Below are 15,788 nucleotides of genomic sequence, written 5' to 3' on the forward strand. Positions count from 1 at the left end.
GGTCCACAATGGTGGGCGTGACGACCCTGTCCGAACTCTCCGTCCTGGTCGAGCGTGCCCGCGAGACCCTCTGCGGCGTGGCCTCGAAGACCCCGCTGCAGCTCAGCCTGCGGTTGTCGGAGGCCACCGGCACCTCGGTGCACCTCAAGCGCGAGGACCTGCAGCCGGTGCGCTCGTACAAGCTGCGCGGTGCCTACAACCTGATCAGCCAACTCAGCGCGGACGAACGTGCTGCCGGCGTGATCTGTGCCTCGGCGGGCAACCACGGCCAGGGCGTGGCCTGGAGTTGTGCACGACTGGGCATCGAGGGCCGGATCTACATCCCCAGCACCACCCCGCGCCAGAAGCGCGACCGGATGCGCGACCTCGGCCAAGGCCGGATCGAGCTGATCGTCGGGGGCGAGACCTACGACGAGGCCGCAGCAGAGGCTGCTCGCGCTGCCGAGAGCAGCGACGCCACGATGGTGCCCGCCTTCGACGACCTGCGCACCGCCGCGGGCCAGGGCACCGTCGCCATCGAGATCGTCGAACAGTTGGGACGAGCCCCCGACGTGCTGATCGTCCCGGTCGGGGGCGGCGGCATGCTCGCCGGTTGCGCGGCCTGGCTGCGCACCCACCACCCGCAGACCCGCATCATCGGGGTCGAACCCGCCGGGGCGGCATCGATGAGTGAGGCGCTGCTGGTGGGTGGCCCGGTCACCCTGCGCGACATCGACACCTTCGTCGACGGAGCAGCTGTGCGTCGTACCGGCGAGGTCACCTTCCCGCTGGTACGTCAGGCCGACGTCGAGATGCTCACGGTGCCCGAGGGCCAGATCTGCTCGGAGATGCTCGACCTCTACCAGGTCGACGGGGTGATCGCCGAGCCGGCCGGGGCACTCGCCTCCTCCGTCCTGCCCACCCACTCCCTCGACGAGCACCTGCAACTGCCCCCGGGTGCGATCGTGGTGGCGATCCTGTCCGGTGGCAACAACGACGTCTCCCGCTATGCCGAGATCGTCGAACGCTCACTGGTGCACGAGGGCCGCAAGCACTACTTCTTGGTGCAGTTCCCGCAGGAACCCGGGGCGCTCCGCCGTTTCCTGGACGAGGTGCTCGGCCCTGACGACGACATCACCCACTTCGAGTACGTGAAGCGGTCGAACCGCGAACTCGGGCCTGCCCTGGTCGGCATCGAACTGGGCGACCCGTTCAGTTACCCCGCGCTGCTGCGCAGGCTCAGCGAGGGGCCGGTGCAGTTCGAGGTGGTCGCCCCCGACTCACCGATGCACCGCTTCCTCGTGTAGCAGGCTGTTCCGCTCCGCTCAGTGGCGCAGGGCGTTCTTCGGCAGGTCCTTGCGGAGCTCGGGCGGCAGCGCGAAGACCAGGCTCTCCTCGGTCAGCCGCTCCTCCACCGCAGGCGGGAAGCCCTTCGACTCCAGGTGAGCGAGCACACCCTCGACGAGTTCGTCCGGCACCGAGGCACCCGAGGTCACCCCGACGCTCTCGACGCCCTCGAGCCACTCGTCCATCACCTCGGAGGCGTTGTCGACACGGTAGGCGGCCTTGGCGCCCGCCTCGAGTGCGACCTCGACCAAGCGCACCGAGTTCGACGAGTTGGACGACCCGACCACGATCACCAGGTCGGAGTGGCCGGCGATCTGCTTGATCGCGGCCTGCCGGTTCGAGGTGGCGTAGCAGATGTCGTCGCTGGGCGGGTCCATCAGCAGCGGGTACTTCTCGCGCAGCTTGCGCACGGTCTCGAGGGTCTCGTCCACGCTGAGGGTGGTCTGCGACAGCCACGCCACCTTCTCGGGGTCCTTGACCTCGACGTCGGCGACGTCGTCAGGTGACTGGACGAGGGTGATGTGCTCGGGAGCCTCACCGGTGGTGCCCTCGACCTCCTCGTGACCGGCATGGCCGATCAGCAGGATCTCGACGTCCTGCTTGGCGAAGCGCTTGGCCTCGTGGTGCACCTTGGTGACCAGCGGGCAGGTGGCGTCAATGGCCTTCAGACCACGCTCGGACGCCTCGGCGTGCACCGCCGGCGACACCCCATGGGCGCTGAACACCACTGTGGCACCCAGCGGCACCTCGTCGAGTTCCTCGACGAAGATCGCGCCACGCTGCTCGAGTCTCTCGACCACGTGCTTGTTGTGGACGATCTGCTTGCGCACGTACACCGGGGCCCCGTACAGGCCGAGGGCCTTCTCGACGGTGATCACGGCACGGTCGACGCCCGCGCAGTACCCACGGGGGGCAGCCACGACGACGCGCTTGCTGGTCTCAGACATGCCGACCAGTCTAGGTCGCCGCCCCCGAGCGGGACGAAACCGCGCTGCCGGCCTCCCTGCGGGACGCTTCCACCCGACCAGGCGTTGCCACGGGCCGGACGGGCACGGGGCGGCACCGGTCTACAACGGCGTGGGTGCCATCCCCCGATCGTGCGCGTCCCACTAGCCACGTCGACCCCACACACCACATCGGGCGCACTGCCACATCGGTCAGCGTCAGTAGCGGCCACTACGGTGGAGCCTATGGCCATGCAGAGTTCTGCCGACCAGCCCCAACCGTTGGGGCGGGTCATCGCCGCGGTCAAGGGCTGGATCGAGCGCTGCGGCTGGGTCTGGGTCGAGGCCGAGGTGACCGAACTCAATCGGCGCCCGACCGCCACCCAGTTCCTCACCCTGCGTGACCGGCGCAGCGGCGACACCGCTCGCGCCACCTGCACCCGCCTGGTGCTCGAGCAGGCCGGCCCGATCGCCGATGGCACCCAGGTGGCCGCCTGGGTCAAGCCGGTGCTGTGGCCCAACAACGCCAGCTTCTCGTTCGAGTGCCGCGAACTGCGTATCGTCGGCGAGGGACGCCTGCTCGCCCAGATCGAGCAACTCAAGCGCAAGCTGCAGGCCGAGGGCCTGTTCGATGCCCATCGCAAGAAGCGGCTGCCGTTCCTGCCCCGCGCGATCGGCCTGGTCACCGGCGCCAACTCCGCAGCCGAGAAGGACGTGGTGACCACCTGCCGCTCGCGCTGGCCCGGAGTCAACATTGAACTCGCCCACACCGTCGTCCAGGGCCCCGAGGCTGCTGCTCAGGTGATCGAGCAACTCCGCCGGCTGGACGCCGACCCGCGCATCGAGGTGATCGTCATCGCCCGGGGCGGCGGCTCACTCGAAGACCTGCTTCCCTTCTCGGACGAGGGGCTGGTCCGCGCCGTGGCTGCCTGTCGCACCCCGGTGGTCAGTGCGATCGGCCACCAGAGCGACTCCCCCGTGCTCGACCTGGTCGCCGACGTGGCCGCGATCACCCCGACTGACGCCGCCAAGCGGGTGGTGCCTGACGCCGCCGAGGAGCGTGAGCGGGTCGACGTCGCCGTCAACCGGCTGCGACGGGCCGTGGTCGCGGGCCTGGTCCGCCGTCAGGACGACCTCGACCAGCTGCGGACCCGCCCGGTGCTGCGCGATCCCACGGCCAGCTTCGCCGTTCATCACGAGCGAATCGCGCTTCTGCGCGACCGGCTCGACCGGGCGATCGAGCGCCACCTCGTCCAGGAGCAGACCGGCCTGCAGCATGCCCTCACCCGGGTGCGGACGATGTCACCCAAGGCCACCCTCGAGCGCGGGTACGCGATCCTCGTCGACGGTGGTGGGGACGGCGTCACTTCGGTCGCACAGGTGGACGAGGGCGACGACCTGATGGCCTACCTCGCCGACGGCACGGTGGTGCTCGAGGTACGAGAGGTCGAGGCCCACCCCGAACTGACCCAGGAAGGACACTGATGACCGATCCCGACATCAGCTACGAGCAGGCCCGCGCCGAGCTCGTCGAGGTGGTGCAGAAGCTCGAGTCCGGCGGGGTTCCGCTCGCCGAGTCGATGGAGCTGTGGCAGCGCGGTGAGCAACTCGCGGCGATCTGCCAGCAGTGGCTCGACGGCGCCAAGGCCAAGGTCGACGCCGCTCGCGCCCAGTCGCAGGCCGCCTCGCCCGACAGCGACTGAGCTCAGCCCTCGCTGAGCATGCCGGCGAAGGTGACCAGCGCCTCGGCGTCGTGATCTGCGGCCAGCAGCACCGTCGAATCCCCCACGGCACGACTCAGGTAGTGGGTGCGGCCGTCGGCCGAGACCCACTTCGTCCACGTGTGGTCTTTGACCCTCACCGTGCCGTCCTCGCGCCCGTCACGCATCACAGCTCGCAGCCATGCGGCAGCCGGGGCGTCGCTCTGCTTCAGCGACAGGTGCTGCTGGTTGTCGTCCAGCAGTCCCAGTGACCACTCGTGACCGGCGAGCGACCGGTCCCCGACCTGTTGGCCGGGCTTGTGCCAGTAGGTCGAGGTGGCGCGCCAACTCGCCGGCACCTCGGTCGGCGCCATCACCGGGAAGTCGGCCTCGGCGCGTGCGGTGGCCACCGCCGCCTTCCAGTCGAGGTTCTCCAGCGGAGGCTCGTCCGGTTCACGGGTGAAGAACCACGAGATCAGCAGGATCGGCACCAACAGCACCGCCATCGAGAGCAGCATGTCGCGTGCGCTCGCACGAGGGTTGTAGCCGGCCACCCGTGCATTCTGCCCGCACCGGTGGCGGCTGGACGAATCCGAGCCTCGCCCAGAGATCGCCAGCCCAGGAGATCTGGGACGGTTGGGCGCGCTGCCTACGATGGGTCCGTGGTGGGCATGGAGCAGGTCGTCGAGCTGGGTCGCGACGACACCGATGGCTTCGAGATCTGCCTGCGCCGACGCGAAGCGGACAACCTGATCGTCCACGAGCTCATCGTCAACGGCGCCTTCGCGATGGACTCGGTGGACCCCACCTCCGAGATGGCACTCGCAGATCTGGTCGATCCCGGTTCGGAACGCGTCCTGGTCGGCGGGCTCGGCCTCGGCATCACTGCCGGACGACTGCTCGACCGGTGCCCCGGGGCCTGGCTCGAGGTGGTGGAACTGTCGTCGGCGCTGATCGGTTGGGCGCGACAGAGCCTCACCCCTGACCTCGCGCGGGTCGCGACCTCATCCCGGGTCGACCTCGTGCACGCCGACATCGCCGACGCCCTGAGCGGGACCACTGAGCGTCCGTGGGACGCGATCCTGCTCGACGTCGACAACGGCCCGGACTTCCTCATCCACCAGCACAATGCCGGCCTCTACGGCCACACCATGCTGCAGCGAGCGGCTTCCCAGCTCGCACCTGATGGTCTGTTGGCGCTGTGGTGCCAGCACCGCAGTGAACCGCTCGCCCAAGCCCTCACCGAACTGCCCGGCCGAAGCGGCATCGAGGAGGTCAGGATCGAGCGTGAGGGACGAGTGCTCGACCAGGCCATCCACTGGCTGCGCTGGCCGGGTTGAGCTGGCCCGACTGAACGAGCCTCAGCCCCAGCCCAGTTCGTGCAGCCGCTCGTCCTCGATGCCGAAGTGGTGAGCGATCTCGTGGACGACGGTGATGGTGATCTCGTCGACCAGGTCGTCACGGTCCTCACACATCCGGGTCAAGGGTCCGCGGTAGATGAAGATCCGGTCGGGAAGCACCCCGGCGTAGTGGCTGTCACGCTCGGTCAGCGGCACGCCCTCGTACAACCCGAGCAGGCCGGGGTCGTCAGGTGGGGGCTCGTCCTCGACCAGCACCACGCAGTTGTCGACCAGGTCGAGCAGTTCGTCCGGCACCTGGTCGAGGGCGTCCTCGACGCAGGCGTCGAACTCGTCGTCACTGATCTCGACCGGCACGCCTGCGGTCCTTCAGACCCGCTCGACCCGGGCCACGCCGATGGCCTGGTCGGCCATGCCGTAGAACACCCAGGTGACGCCGTCGACCTCGAGCACGCCGGTGGGGAAGACGACGTTGCCGACCACACCGACCCGCTCGTCCTCGGTCTCGGGCACCAGCAGCGGTTCGGCGCTTCGGGCAACGACCACGCTCGGGTCGTCGGCGTCGAGGATCAGTCCGCCGGCGACGTAGCGGACCTCCTTCTGTGGCTCGAACGGGTTCTTGCTCATCGAACCCGACACCCCGTGGTAGAAGGTGAGCCAGCCCTCGTCCACCCGGATCGGGGGCGTGCCACCACCGATCTTGAGCGACTCCCACTCGTACTCGCACGAGACGATCTCGCGGTGTCCCCACGGGCGGCACAGGGCGTTGAGGTCGGCCTGGGCGTCGGCGAGGCGCACGTACGACAACCAGATCGCCTCGCGCTCGTCGTCGACCCCGGTGGGCAGCGGCGGGGTCTGGTCACCGACGGCCATCGACAGGTCCCACATCGGGCGGTGCATGAAGCCCAGGCACGGCGTGCCGTCAGGCCCGGTCACCGCCTCGGGGAAGAAGGCCAGGTCCTTGTTGGGGAACAGGTTCATGTCGGTGTCGAGCGCGTCGTCGTAGGCGAACTGCACCGGGCCGAGCCGGCGCCACTCGACCGCGTCGGACGACACCGCCAGCGCCGCCTTCGGGCCGTACGGGCCGTAGGCGACATAGGCCATCACGTACTGCCCGAGCGCCTCGATCCGGGTCACCCGGGGATCCTCGACGCCACCGTGGTGGGTGCCGTGCTCCCAGCCGCGATCGGGCGCCAACAACACTCCTTTGCGCTGCACGCCGGTCGGTACACCGTCGGTGATCTCGACCTCGGCCAGGCCGATCCTCGAGTAGTTGCCCTTCGACACGATCCGCGGGTACAGCAGCGGGGTGCCGTCGGGGGCGGTGGCCGAAGCCGGGTTGAGCACCCCCTCGACCTCGAACGTGTCGTCCCGGTCGGGACGCATCACCACGCCGGTGCGGACGAGGCGGTAGGGGAAGTCGGCAGACTGCGACATGGATCCTCTTCGAGGGGTCGTGAACGGTGGGGGTCAGGGGGTGGAGCACAAGTCAACCACCACCCCGACACGACCCGCGACCCCGACCGAGACCAGCCCACGTCGACCAAATCAGGGTGACGACTCAGATCGCGTCCTCCAGCATCTCGGTGACCAGCGCGGCGATCGGCGAGCGCTCCGAGCGGGTCAGGGTCACGTGGGCGAACAGCGGGTTGCCCTTGAGCCGCTCGACCACCGCCGCGACACCGTCATGGCGCCCGACCCGCAGGTTGTCTCGCTGGGCGATGTCGTGGGTGAGCACCACGCGCGAGTTCTGCCCGATCCGACTGAGCACCGTCAGCAGTACGTTGCGCTCCAGCGACTGGGCCTCGTCGACGATCACGAACGCGTCGTGCAGCGAGCGTCCACGAATGTGGGTCAGCGGCAGCACCTCGAGCATGTTCTGCTCCATGATCTCGTCGACCACGTACTTGTTGGCGTGGGCCGACAGGGTGTCGAACACCGCCTGCCCCCAGGGCGCCATCTTCTCGTTCTCGCCGCCCGGCAGGTAGCCCAGATCCTGCCCGCCGACCGCGAACAGCGGCCGGAACACCATCACCTTGCTGAAGAGTCGGCGCTCCAGCACCTGCTCCAGACCCGCGCACAGCGCCAGGGCCGACTTGCCGGTGCCGGCTCGTCCGCCCAGCGACACGATCCCGATCGAGGGGTCCATCAGCAGTTCCAGCGCCACCCGCTGCTCGGCCGATCGTCCGTGCAGCCCGAACGCCTCCCGATCGGACTTCACCAGCCTCACGTCGCCGTTGCTGAGCTTGCGGGCCAACGCCGAACCACCGGGAGCGTGCAGCACCAGGCCGGTGTGCACGGGCAGGTCGTCGGCGGCCTCGACGATCGCGGTCTGTTCCTTGTAGAGGTCGTCAATCACGTCGTCGGTGACGTCGAGTTCGGCCATTCCGGTCCAGCCGGAGTCGACGGCCAGTTCGGCCCGGTACTCCTGGGCGAGCAGGCCGACCGACGAAGCCTTGACCCGCATCGGCAGGTCCTTGCTGACCACCACGACGTGGCGTCCCTCAGCCTGGTAGTTCAGCGCCACCGCCAGGATCCGGGTGTCGTTGTCGGCCAGCCGGAAGCCCAGCGGCAGCCGCTCAGGATCGGTGTGGTTGAGCTCGATGTGCAACATGCCGCCCTGGTCGGTGACCTGGACCGGAATGTCGAGTCGTCCGTGCTCCACGCGCAGGTCGTCGAGCAGACGCAGGGCGCTACGCGCGAAGTAGCCCAGTTCTGGATGGTGGCGTTTGGCCTCGAGTTCGGTGATCACCACCACGGGCAGGATGATCTCGTGCTCGGCGAACCGCAGCAGGGCCTTCGGGTCGCTGAGCAACACCGAGGTGTCGATCACGTAGCTGGTCAGCTGTGTCGCCGACTCGGTGTGGCGGGCCACCCCAGTCTGCTGGTCGCCAGCGGTGGTGGCCTCGTCCAGATGGGGGTGAGCGCTGTCGAGCACGGATGATCCTTCCCTCGCCGCCGGTGCGGAGGGATCCACACCTGGCCGTGCGGTGCGTCATTCCTGCGTGGCGGGAGCTACCCGGGGAAGGTGGCCATGGGGCCTGGCGTGCAGCGCTCCCTGCCAGTGACGCTAGGACGAGCCGGTGCGCAGCCGAGTGCGCCACGCCGAGGATTCACCCACACTTCACCCACCAGTGGGTGGGCCAGGCAGGTCAGCGCACGGTGGCGAGGACGATCGCGGTGAAGTGACAGGCGGCCGCGACCACGGTGCAGCTGTGGAAGATCTCGTGGAAGCCGAACCAGGTCGGCCACGGGTCGGGACGCTTGCGGGCATAGACCAGCGCACCGACGGTGTAGACCAGTCCCCCGGCCACGATCAGGGCGACCACCAGGGGGCCACCAGCCGTCCAGAACTGCCCCATCCAGCCCACGGCCGCCCAGCCCATGGCGACGTAGAGCAGCGTGTAGAGCCAGCGCGGGGCACCCAGCCACAGCACCCGGAACGCCACGCCCAGCAGCGCCGCCGACCAGATCAGGGTGAGCAGCACGACCCGTGATCGTCCCTCGAGCAGTTGCACCGTGAGCGGGGTGTAGGTGCCGGCGATGAACACGAAGATGTTGGCGTGGTCGACCCGGCGGAACACTGCCCCGACCCGGTCGGTCCAGTGGCCGCGGTGGTACAGGGCGCTGTGGCCGAACAGGGCCAGCGAGGCGAGCAGGTAGACCGCGGCGGCGGCTCGTCCACCGAGCGTCGGAGTGATCACCAGCAGGGTGAGCCCACCGAACAGGGTGATCGGGGCCATCACGGTGTGCAGCCAGCCGCGCAGCTTGGGCTTGACCGCCTCGACGGCACGCTCGACGGCCTCGGGAATCTGGCTCGGGTCGGGCAGCGAGGGACGACGGGTCGTCCGGGCTGGACGCTGGTCGTGGGGTGCTGCACTCACGAAACCTACGCTACCGTAGGTTTCTCGGCAGACCAAGATCCCCACCCCGATGGATAGGCTGTGCGGCATGTCTCGCTGGGAGCGGTTCAAGGAGGTCGTCGACCGCCTGCATCCCTCGAACCTGCTCTACAGCACCTACGAGGCACGGCTGCTGGCCGAACTCGATCCCGACCGCCTCCCCCGCCACGTCGCGGTGCAGGCCGACGGCAACCGGCGCTGGGCCAAGCTCAACGCCCCCCACCAACCGCTGCTCACCGGCTACCGCGCCGGGGGGGAGAAGATCGCCGAGTTCTGCGACTGGTGCGACGAGGTCGGCATCCAGGTGGTGACGCTGTGGGTGCTGTCGACCGACAACTTCAAGCGTTCCGGCGAGGACGAGGTGGGCCCGATCCTGGTCGCGATCCGTGAACTGGTCGACCGGCTGGTACGCCACCCCGACTGGCGGGTCAAGGCGGTGGGTGATCCCTCGCTGCTGCCCGACGACTTCGCCGACCACCTGCGTGAGGCCGAGGCCGCCACCGCCGGACGAGCCGGCATGCACATCAACATCGCCGTCGGTTACGGCGGACGCCACGAACTGCGTGACGCGGTGCGCTCGCTGCTGGCCGACGAGTCGGCCAAGGGCAACACCCTGGAGCACCTGGCCGAGACCCTCGAGATCGACCAGATCTCGGGCCACCTCTACACCAAGGGCCAGCCCGATCCCGACCTGATCATCCGCACCAGCGGTGAGCAGCGGATGTCGGGCTTCCTGATGTGGCAGAGCGCGCACAGCGAGTTCTACTTCTGCGAGGCGCTGTGGCCCGACTTCCGCAAGGTCGACTTCATCCGGGCGCTGCGCTCCTACGCCGCCCGTGAGCGCCGCTACGGGCGCTGAGCACCGACCCGCAGCGAGTCAGCAGCGGCTCCACAGCGGGGTCTTGAGCTCGGTGTAGTCGCTGACCGGGTCGAAGCAGACCTGGCCTCGGCACACGTAGGCGGTGGCTCGTCCGGCGCGCATCCCTCGACCGTCGAACTGGTCGCCGAACCCGCTGGTCCCCTCGGGAGCGGTCACCACGGCCATGCTGGCCGGCGCCATCCGCCAGGCAGCGATCGCCAACGGGTCGAGCGGGTCGTCGGCCACCAGCACGGCGGTGCCCAGCCGCAGGCCGCGTCGGGCCTCTTCGACCACCAGCGCGTCAGCGAGGCTCCAGCCGGCGAACCGCGGGGTGGCCTCGACCGTGGGCCAGGTGGTGCGGGCGGCCTGGTCAGCGCGCTGCAGCAGGGCGTCGTCGGCAGCCAGCAACCCGGTGCGCCGCAGTGCCTGCACCAGCACCGCGGTGGCCGACGGGGTCGCGTTGTCGGTCAGGTCGCGGGGACGACGGGCCAGCCGCGGCTCGGCCTCGGCGTCGTGGAACCCTCCGTCGTCGGCACCGAAGCGGACGATGGCCTGCTCGAGCAGCCACTGGGCGTGCTCGAGCCAGACCGCCTCACCGGTGGCTCCGGCCAGGGCCCCGAAGCCGAGAGCCAGTGCGCCGTAGTCCTCGGCCACGCCGGGGGCGGTGCCGGGCGCCCCGTCGCGTGAGGTGCGCACCAGGCCGTCGCCGACACGGTGCACTCGCCAGATGTGGTCGGCTGCACCCTTGGCCAGCGCGATCCAGTCGGCCTCGCCGAAGATCATGCCGGCGGTGACCAGCGAGTCGATGGCGTAGCCATTCCATGCGGCCACGACCTTGTCGTCGCGGGCGGGAGGGAAGCGGGTGGCCCGCTCAGCACGCAGGGTGGCGATCACCGCATCGAGGCGAGCCCAGTCGGGTCGTCCCCGCAGTTGCAGGGTCGACAGACCGTGCTCGAAGGTGCCGTGCTCGGTGACGTGGAACACCTCGGCTGCCCAGCGTCCGTCGTCCTCACCGAGCGCATCGACCAGCAGGTCAGGGCTCCAGGCGTAGAAGATGCCCTCGTGCACCGCTCCGCGGATGTCGCAGGAGTCCGCGTCCAGGCTCGAGGCGAAGCCGCCACCGTCGGTGCGCATCTCGTCGCGCAGCCAGTCGACGATGCCGTAGACCACCCGCTCGAACAGCGCGCGCATGGTGGCGTCGTGGTCGGCCGTGCGGCGCCAGACCCGGGTGTAGGTGCCCAGCAGCAGCGCGTTGTCGTAGAGCATCTTCTCGAAGTGCGGGACGACCCAGCCGGCGTCGACCGAGTAGCGGTGGAAGCCCCCGCCCAGTTGGTCGTGGATGCCGCCGGCAGCCATCGCCCGGCAGGTGAGCTGGGCCATGTCAAGGCTGGTCGGATCGCCCTTGACCAGCAGCGCGTCGAGAACCATCGCCGGCGGGAACTTCGGGGCGCCGCCGAAGCCGCCGTGGATCATGTCGTAGCCCTCGCCGAGCTTCTCGAGGGTCTCCCGGGAGCCCGGGGGCTGGTCGCGGCCGTCGACTTGGGGCTGGGCGAGGTCGCCGAGTTGCTGGCGAAGCGTCGAGGCACTGTCGAGCACCTCGCCACGTCGGCTCGTCCACGCGTCGGCGAGGGCCTCGACGATCTGGCGGAACGACGGCAGGCCCTGCGCAGGCTCGGGCGGGAAGTAGGTGCCGGCGAAGAAGGGGTCGCCGTCTGGGGTGAGGAAGACCGTCATCGGCCAGCCGCCGCGACCGGTGAGGGCCTGAGTGGCGAACATGTGCACCGCGTCGACGTCGGGGTGCTCCTCGCGGTCGACCTTGATGCTGACGAAGTTGTCGTTGAGCAGGGCGGCGACTTCGGCATCGTCGAACGACTCGTGGGCCATCACGTGGCACCAGTGGCAGGCGGCGTAGCCCACGCTCAGGAAGATCGGACGGTTCAGGTCGCGGGCTGCATCAAAGGCCTCGTCGCCCCACGGGTACCAGTCCACCGGCTGGTGGGCGTGCTGCTGCAGGTAGGGGCTGGTGGCCTCGGCCAGACGGTTCGCCATGCCCGAGAGCCTAGTCGGAGCGCTTGGCGGGCTCCTCGTCCGCTGTCACGGGCGCCGCGGCGTCGTCCTCGGTCAGCGGCAGTTCGATCCGGCGGACGTGGCGACGCAGGCTCAGGTAGCCGATGAACACCAGGGTGAAGAGCACCACGAAGGTGAGGAAGCTCAGCAGGCCGGCACCGATCTCGAGGACGATCACGGCTCTCACGCTACTCCGCCGGGCGAGGTTCGTCAGATCTCGAAGTCGTCGCCGGTGTCGTGGGCCGAGGCCTTCAACGGCTCCTCGCGCAGGCCCTCGAACAGGTCGTCCTCGGGCAGTGAGGTCTCGACGGTGCTGTGCACCAGCTGGTAGTCCTCGCTGGGCCAGGTCTTGACCTGGATCTCCAGCGGCACGTTGAACCAGGGCCCGTCCGGGTCGATCTGGGTGGCGTGTGCGCGCAGGGCGTCGTCACGCACCTCGAAGTACTCCCCACAACGCACGTAGGTGGTGACCCGGTTCTGGAACTCCACACCCTCCCACTGGGCCAGCCGCTCGGTGTAGGGCGACTCCAGTCCGTGCTCGTGCATGGCTGCGTCGAGGGCAGCGATCCTCGTCCGGTGGAAGCCCATCTGGTAGTAGAGCTTGCTCACCTGCCACGGTGCGCCGAGTTCGGGCCACAGGTCAGGATCGGCCGCCTGGCGGTAGGCCTCCATCGAGATCAGGTGGCACATGATGTGGTCGGGATGGGGGTAGCCGCCGGTCTCGTCATAGGTGGTCATCACCTGCGGCTGGAACCGACGGATCAGCGCCACCAGGGGCTTGCTGGCCTCGGCGGGGTCCATCAGGCCGAAGCAGCCCTCGGGCAGCGGCGGCAGCGGGTCACCCTCGGGGAAGCCGGAGTCGACGTAGCCCAGCCAGACCTGTTCGATGCCCAGGATCTCGCGGGCGGCATCCATCTCGGCGCGGCGGATCTCGGCGATGTTCGCCCACACCTCGGGGCGGTCCATCTTCTCGTTCAGCACGCTGCCACGCTCACCACCGGTGCAGGTGGCCACCACGACCTCGACGCCCTCGGCCACGTAGCGCGCCGTCGTCGCTGCTCCCTTGGACGACTCGTCGTCGGGATGGGCGTGGACGTGCAGCAGGCGTAGACCGGTGGTGGGCATGCGCACCATTGTGGACGCCACCACGGGCTGCGCGCACACCGACGGGCACAATGGGGGCCGTGACCGAGGACGAACGCCGCATCGCCGAGCGCTACCCCAGCTCGAACCGGCGTCGGCTGCTGGTGCCGCTGGTCGCCGTGCTGGCTATCGCCCTGGCTGCGTGGATCCTGTGGGCGGGCCTCTACCGCGCCAACCCGGGCATCACCGGTCAACTGCACAGCTTCCGGGTCGTGGACAACCACCTCGTCGAGGTCGCAATCGTCGTCCACCGCCCTGACCCCAAGGTCGCCGGGGAGTGCGTGGTGCAGGCCCAGTCGACCACTGGCGAGATCGTGGGCGAGATGACGGTGCCGGTGCCGGCCGGCGGCGAGGCAGACACCACCCACCAGGTCGAGCTGAAGACCTACCTGCGGGCGACCACCGCCATCCTCAAGAACTGCCGCACCCTCTGAGCCCGCCGCCTCGTGGGTGGGTGTTGTACTCTGATTCGATGTCTGAGAACGCCGAGAACACCGTCTGGCTGACCCAGGACGCCTACGACAAGCTCACCGAGGAACTCGAGTACCTCAAGGGCGAGGGCCGTACCGCTGTCAGCAACAAGATCGCCGCCGCGCGCGCCGAGGGAGACCTCAGCGAGAACGGCGGATACCACGCCGCTCGCGAGGAGCAGGGCCAGCAGGAGGCCCGCATCCGCCAGCTCGAGCAGATGCTGCGCCACGCCGAGGTCGGCGAGGCCCCCAAGAACCCCGACGAGGTCGTCCCTGGCACCCAGGTGACCGTCGCCTACGACGGCGACCCCGACGACACCGACACCTTCCTGCTCGGCAGCCGCGAGGTGATGGGCCTGGACGACTCGGTCGACGGGTTGTCGGTCTACTCACCGCAGTCACCGCTGGGCGCGGCCGTGCTCGGGCGCAGCAAGGGCGACGAGGTCAGCTACGAGGCCCCCAACGGCAAGACCATCAACGTCACCATCGTGAAGGTGCAGGCCTTCCGCGGCTGACGCCTCCCACTCAGACACACCAGCGCCTGCCACATGAGGTGGCAGGCGCTGGCGCGTCTGTGGGGATCAGTGGGCGTCGGCGGGGTTGCCGACGCCGGGCAGGCCGGCGATCAGTCCGGCAGCCTCCTGAGGTGTCAGCACCCCGGACGCGACCTCGGCCAGCACCTGCTCACGAGTGAGCGGCGGGTCGGACGAGTCCTCATCGGTCAGACCCAGCCGGGTCAGCAGCGCCGTGAGTCGCAACCGGGCCGTCGGGTAGGAGACCCCCAGGTGCTTCTCGACCTCGCGCAGGTTGCCCCGTGAGGCGAGGAAGGTGGTCAGCAGGTCGAGTTCGGCATCGCCGAGCGAACAGAACGGGCACGGCCTGAAGTCACCCACCAACTCGGTGCCGCAGTGGTGGCAGCCGAGCCGGGTGGTGGCCAAGGCCTCACCGCACACCGGGCAGTCACCCGGTGCGCGGTGGCCCGCGGACGACTCAGGCGTCCTTGGCATCGGCCTCGTCCTCGGCGACCTTGAGCGAAGCGTGACCCATCACCACACCGATGTCGAGCCGGGCCGAACCGTTGCCGACCACGTACTCGTCCACCTGGCCGTGCTCACCGGGCCACGAGATCCGGCCCAGCTGGGCATCGCCGGTGACGGTGACGTTGGCACCCTCCGACAGGTGCACGTTCAGCGACCCCGACTCGACCTTGACCCGGGAGCGACCCTGGCGGATGGCGCCCTTGACGTTGGCCGAACCGGCCTGCACCAAGGCGTCACCGACCTCGGCGACGTCCTCGAGGGTGGCACCGCCGGCGGTCACCCGCACCTTGCCCAGCACGGGCACCTTGCTGCAGTGCAGGCTGCCCGCGGTCACCTCGGCGTCGACGGCGATGTCGGGGTTGATCCGCACCACCAGTTCCTTGCCCAGGCCCAGGGTGCGCAGGTCCTCGACGCTGCGCGGCGGACGCACGATGCTGAACCCACCCAGCGACGGGCCGATGTCACCGTCGCTGGTGACCTCGATGGTCCGGCCGCTGCGGCGCAGCACGTGCGGCCCTTCGGCCGACAGCGTCGCCACGCTGCGGTCGCCGATGATCCGCACCCGTCGTCCGACCGCGCGAACGACAACCCGGTCGACGCCCTTGGCGCCGCTGGGGCGTCCGCTGGTCTGGGGACCCTCGTCGGGCAGGTCGTCGGGGTCGACCGGCTTCGACGGGGTCGGCTCGGGCGTGGGCTCGGCCTCGGCGTCGGGCTCGGAGCGGAAGCTCTCGCGGGTGTGCGTCGCGTACTGCGGACGACCACCCTGCTCGCTTCCGGGCGGCGCTGAGGCGGTCGGCTGCTCGGCGGCGGGAGCCTCGCTGGGGGCGGCGGCAGGCTCGGACTTGAGCGCGTCGATTCGGCGGGCGGCCTCGGCTGCGTCGATGCGGCCCTGGGCCAGCTGTTCAAGGATGGAGTTCAAGTCACTCATGCCCACGAGTGTAAAGCGCGCCTTGGCACATTCGAAGGGGTGACTTTCCAT

Annotated in this window: 18 protein-coding genes; 7 read left to right on the forward strand and 11 right to left on the reverse strand. The window is 69.4% G+C overall.

Annotation, left to right across the window (positions count from 1 at the left end; translation table 11 throughout):
- Nucleotides 1-8 precede the first annotated feature (8 nt).
- Nucleotides 9-1,286, forward strand: a complete 1,278-nt coding sequence (gene ilvA, locus IE660_RS11070; protein WP_203568425.1) for a threonine ammonia-lyase IlvA — start codon at nucleotides 9-11, stop codon at nucleotides 1,284-1,286.
- 18 nt (nucleotides 1,287-1,304) lie between these two features.
- Here ilvA and IE660_RS11075 read toward each other — a convergent pair whose 3' ends face one another.
- Nucleotides 1,305-2,273 carry a 4-hydroxy-3-methylbut-2-enyl diphosphate reductase gene (locus tag IE660_RS11075; protein ID WP_203568426.1) on the reverse strand — a complete coding sequence of 323 codons (969 nt, stop codon included), beginning with the start codon at nucleotides 2,271-2,273 and terminating at the stop codon, nucleotides 1,305-1,307.
- Nucleotides 2,274-2,516: 243 nt separating this feature from the next.
- Between IE660_RS11075 and xseA the strand changes: the two genes are divergently transcribed.
- Nucleotides 2,517-3,755, forward strand: a complete 1,239-nt coding sequence (gene xseA, locus IE660_RS11080) for an exodeoxyribonuclease VII large subunit (RefSeq protein ID WP_203568427.1) — start codon at nucleotides 2,517-2,519, stop codon at nucleotides 3,753-3,755.
- Entirely contained in the window at nucleotides 3,755-3,973 is a 219-nt protein-coding gene (locus IE660_RS11085) for an exodeoxyribonuclease VII small subunit (protein ID WP_203568428.1), read from the forward strand. Before xseA ends, IE660_RS11085 begins: the two co-directional genes overlap by 1 nt.
- A 2-nt stretch (nucleotides 3,974-3,975) precedes the next feature.
- Here IE660_RS11085 and IE660_RS11090 read toward each other — a convergent pair whose 3' ends face one another.
- Nucleotides 3,976-4,524, reverse strand: a complete 549-nt coding sequence (locus tag IE660_RS11090) for a DUF4245 domain-containing protein (RefSeq protein WP_203568429.1) — start codon at nucleotides 4,522-4,524, stop codon at nucleotides 3,976-3,978.
- A 117-nt stretch (nucleotides 4,525-4,641) separates the two neighbouring features.
- On the opposite strand from IE660_RS11090, the gene IE660_RS11095 reads away from it, so the two are divergent.
- Complete coding sequence (locus IE660_RS11095) at nucleotides 4,642-5,310, forward strand: spermidine synthase (RefSeq protein WP_235997979.1); 669 nt, start codon at nucleotides 4,642-4,644, stop codon at nucleotides 5,308-5,310.
- Nucleotides 5,311-5,331: 21 nt separating this feature from the next.
- Here IE660_RS11095 and IE660_RS11100 read toward each other — a convergent pair whose 3' ends face one another.
- From IE660_RS11100 to trhA, 4 genes are all read right to left on the reverse strand, one after another.
- A complete protein-coding gene (locus IE660_RS11100; RefSeq protein ID WP_203568431.1) occupies nucleotides 5,332-5,685 on the reverse strand; it encodes a metallopeptidase family protein in 354 nt (117 codons plus the stop codon).
- Nucleotides 5,686-5,697: 12 nt separating this feature from the next.
- Nucleotides 5,698-6,765 carry a glycoside hydrolase family 130 protein gene (locus tag IE660_RS11105; RefSeq protein ID WP_235997744.1) on the reverse strand — a complete coding sequence of 356 codons (1,068 nt, stop codon included), beginning with the start codon at nucleotides 6,763-6,765 and terminating at the stop codon, nucleotides 5,698-5,700.
- 124 nt (nucleotides 6,766-6,889) lie between these two features.
- Entirely contained in the window at nucleotides 6,890-8,203 is a 1,314-nt protein-coding gene (locus tag IE660_RS11110; protein WP_203568578.1) for a PhoH family protein, read from the reverse strand.
- Nucleotides 8,204-8,480: 277 nt separating this feature from the next.
- On the reverse strand, nucleotides 8,481-9,212 hold the full coding sequence (gene trhA / locus IE660_RS11115; RefSeq protein WP_407929017.1) for a PAQR family membrane homeostasis protein TrhA: 732 nt from the start codon (nucleotides 9,210-9,212) through the stop codon (nucleotides 8,481-8,483).
- A 67-nt stretch (nucleotides 9,213-9,279) separates the two neighbouring features.
- Here trhA and IE660_RS11120 point away from each other — a divergent pair, with 67 nt between their 5' ends.
- Nucleotides 9,280-10,089 carry an isoprenyl transferase gene (locus tag IE660_RS11120; RefSeq protein ID WP_203568433.1) on the forward strand — a complete coding sequence of 270 codons (810 nt, stop codon included), beginning with the start codon at nucleotides 9,280-9,282 and terminating at the stop codon, nucleotides 10,087-10,089.
- 18 nt (nucleotides 10,090-10,107) lie between these two features.
- On the opposite strand, the gene IE660_RS11125 is transcribed toward IE660_RS11120, so the two are convergent.
- From IE660_RS11125 to mca, 3 genes are read right to left on the reverse strand one after another with little or no spacing between them, the layout of a single operon-like run.
- Nucleotides 10,108-12,138, reverse strand: coding sequence for a thioredoxin domain-containing protein (locus IE660_RS11125; RefSeq protein WP_203568434.1), 2,031 nt, complete (start codon nucleotides 12,136-12,138; stop codon nucleotides 10,108-10,110).
- 10 nt (nucleotides 12,139-12,148) lie between these two features.
- A complete protein-coding gene (locus IE660_RS11130; protein WP_203568435.1) occupies nucleotides 12,149-12,334 on the reverse strand; it encodes a hypothetical protein in 186 nt (61 codons plus the stop codon).
- Between the two features lie 32 nt (nucleotides 12,335-12,366).
- Nucleotides 12,367-13,281 (reverse strand): mycothiol conjugate amidase Mca, encoded by a 915-nt coding sequence (gene mca, locus IE660_RS11135; RefSeq protein WP_235997752.1) that lies wholly within the window; start codon nucleotides 13,279-13,281, stop codon nucleotides 12,367-12,369.
- Between the two features lie 59 nt (nucleotides 13,282-13,340).
- Here mca and IE660_RS11140 point away from each other — a divergent pair, with 59 nt between their 5' ends.
- The gene (locus IE660_RS11140) at nucleotides 13,341-13,733 is read left to right on the forward strand and encodes a DUF4307 domain-containing protein (RefSeq protein ID WP_203568437.1); all 393 of its coding nucleotides are present in this window, start codon (nucleotides 13,341-13,343) and stop codon (nucleotides 13,731-13,733) included.
- A gap of 38 nt (nucleotides 13,734-13,771) precedes the next feature.
- Nucleotides 13,772-14,284 carry a transcription elongation factor GreA gene (gene greA, locus IE660_RS11145; RefSeq protein ID WP_203568438.1) on the forward strand — a complete coding sequence of 171 codons (513 nt, stop codon included), beginning with the start codon at nucleotides 13,772-13,774 and terminating at the stop codon, nucleotides 14,282-14,284.
- Between the two features lie 66 nt (nucleotides 14,285-14,350).
- Here greA and IE660_RS11150 read toward each other — a convergent pair whose 3' ends face one another.
- Nucleotides 14,351-14,776: a DUF2089 domain-containing protein gene (locus IE660_RS11150; RefSeq protein WP_203568439.1), complete on the reverse strand. Its 426-nt coding sequence runs from the start codon at nucleotides 14,774-14,776 to the stop codon at nucleotides 14,351-14,353.
- Nucleotides 14,760-15,737, reverse strand: a complete 978-nt coding sequence (locus IE660_RS11155) for a hypothetical protein (protein WP_235997763.1) — start codon at nucleotides 15,735-15,737, stop codon at nucleotides 14,760-14,762. Before IE660_RS11155 ends, IE660_RS11150 begins: the two co-directional genes overlap by 17 nt.
- Between the last annotated feature and the right edge of the window lie 51 nt (nucleotides 15,738-15,788).

Origin of the sequence: Aestuariimicrobium ganziense (assembly GCF_015352975.1) — a bacterium.
GTDB lineage: Bacteria > Actinomycetota > Actinomycetes > Propionibacteriales > Propionibacteriaceae > Aestuariimicrobium > Aestuariimicrobium ganziense.

Excerpts from the sequence above, each read along its gene's own strand:
- ilvA (WP_203568425.1), top strand. The coding sequence starts at position 9 with ATGGTGGGCGTGACGACCCTGTCCGAACTCTCCGTCCTGGTCGAGCGT.
- IE660_RS11075 (WP_203568426.1), bottom strand. The coding sequence starts at position 2,273 with ATGTCTGAGACCAGCAAGCGCGTCGTCGTGGCTGCCCCCCGTGGGTAC.
- xseA (WP_203568427.1), top strand. The coding sequence starts at position 2,517 with ATGGCCATGCAGAGTTCTGCCGACCAGCCCCAACCGTTGGGGCGGGTC.
- IE660_RS11085 (WP_203568428.1), top strand. The coding sequence starts at position 3,755 with ATGACCGATCCCGACATCAGCTACGAGCAGGCCCGCGCCGAGCTCGTC.
- IE660_RS11095 (WP_235997979.1), top strand. The coding sequence starts at position 4,642 with ATGGAGCAGGTCGTCGAGCTGGGTCGCGACGACACCGATGGCTTCGAG.
- IE660_RS11105 (WP_235997744.1), bottom strand. The coding sequence starts at position 6,765 with ATGTCGCAGTCTGCCGACTTCCCCTACCGCCTCGTCCGCACCGGCGTG.
- IE660_RS11120 (WP_203568433.1), top strand. The coding sequence starts at position 9,280 with ATGTCTCGCTGGGAGCGGTTCAAGGAGGTCGTCGACCGCCTGCATCCC.
- IE660_RS11125 (WP_203568434.1), bottom strand. The coding sequence starts at position 12,138 with ATGGCGAACCGTCTGGCCGAGGCCACCAGCCCCTACCTGCAGCAGCAC.
- mca (WP_235997752.1), bottom strand. The coding sequence starts at position 13,281 with ATGCCCACCACCGGTCTACGCCTGCTGCACGTCCACGCCCATCCCGAC.
- greA (WP_203568438.1), top strand. The coding sequence starts at position 13,772 with ATGTCTGAGAACGCCGAGAACACCGTCTGGCTGACCCAGGACGCCTAC.
- IE660_RS11150 (WP_203568439.1), bottom strand. The coding sequence starts at position 14,776 with ATGCCAAGGACGCCTGAGTCGTCCGCGGGCCACCGCGCACCGGGTGAC.
- IE660_RS11155 (WP_235997763.1), bottom strand. The coding sequence starts at position 15,737 with ATGAGTGACTTGAACTCCATCCTTGAACAGCTGGCCCAGGGCCGCATC.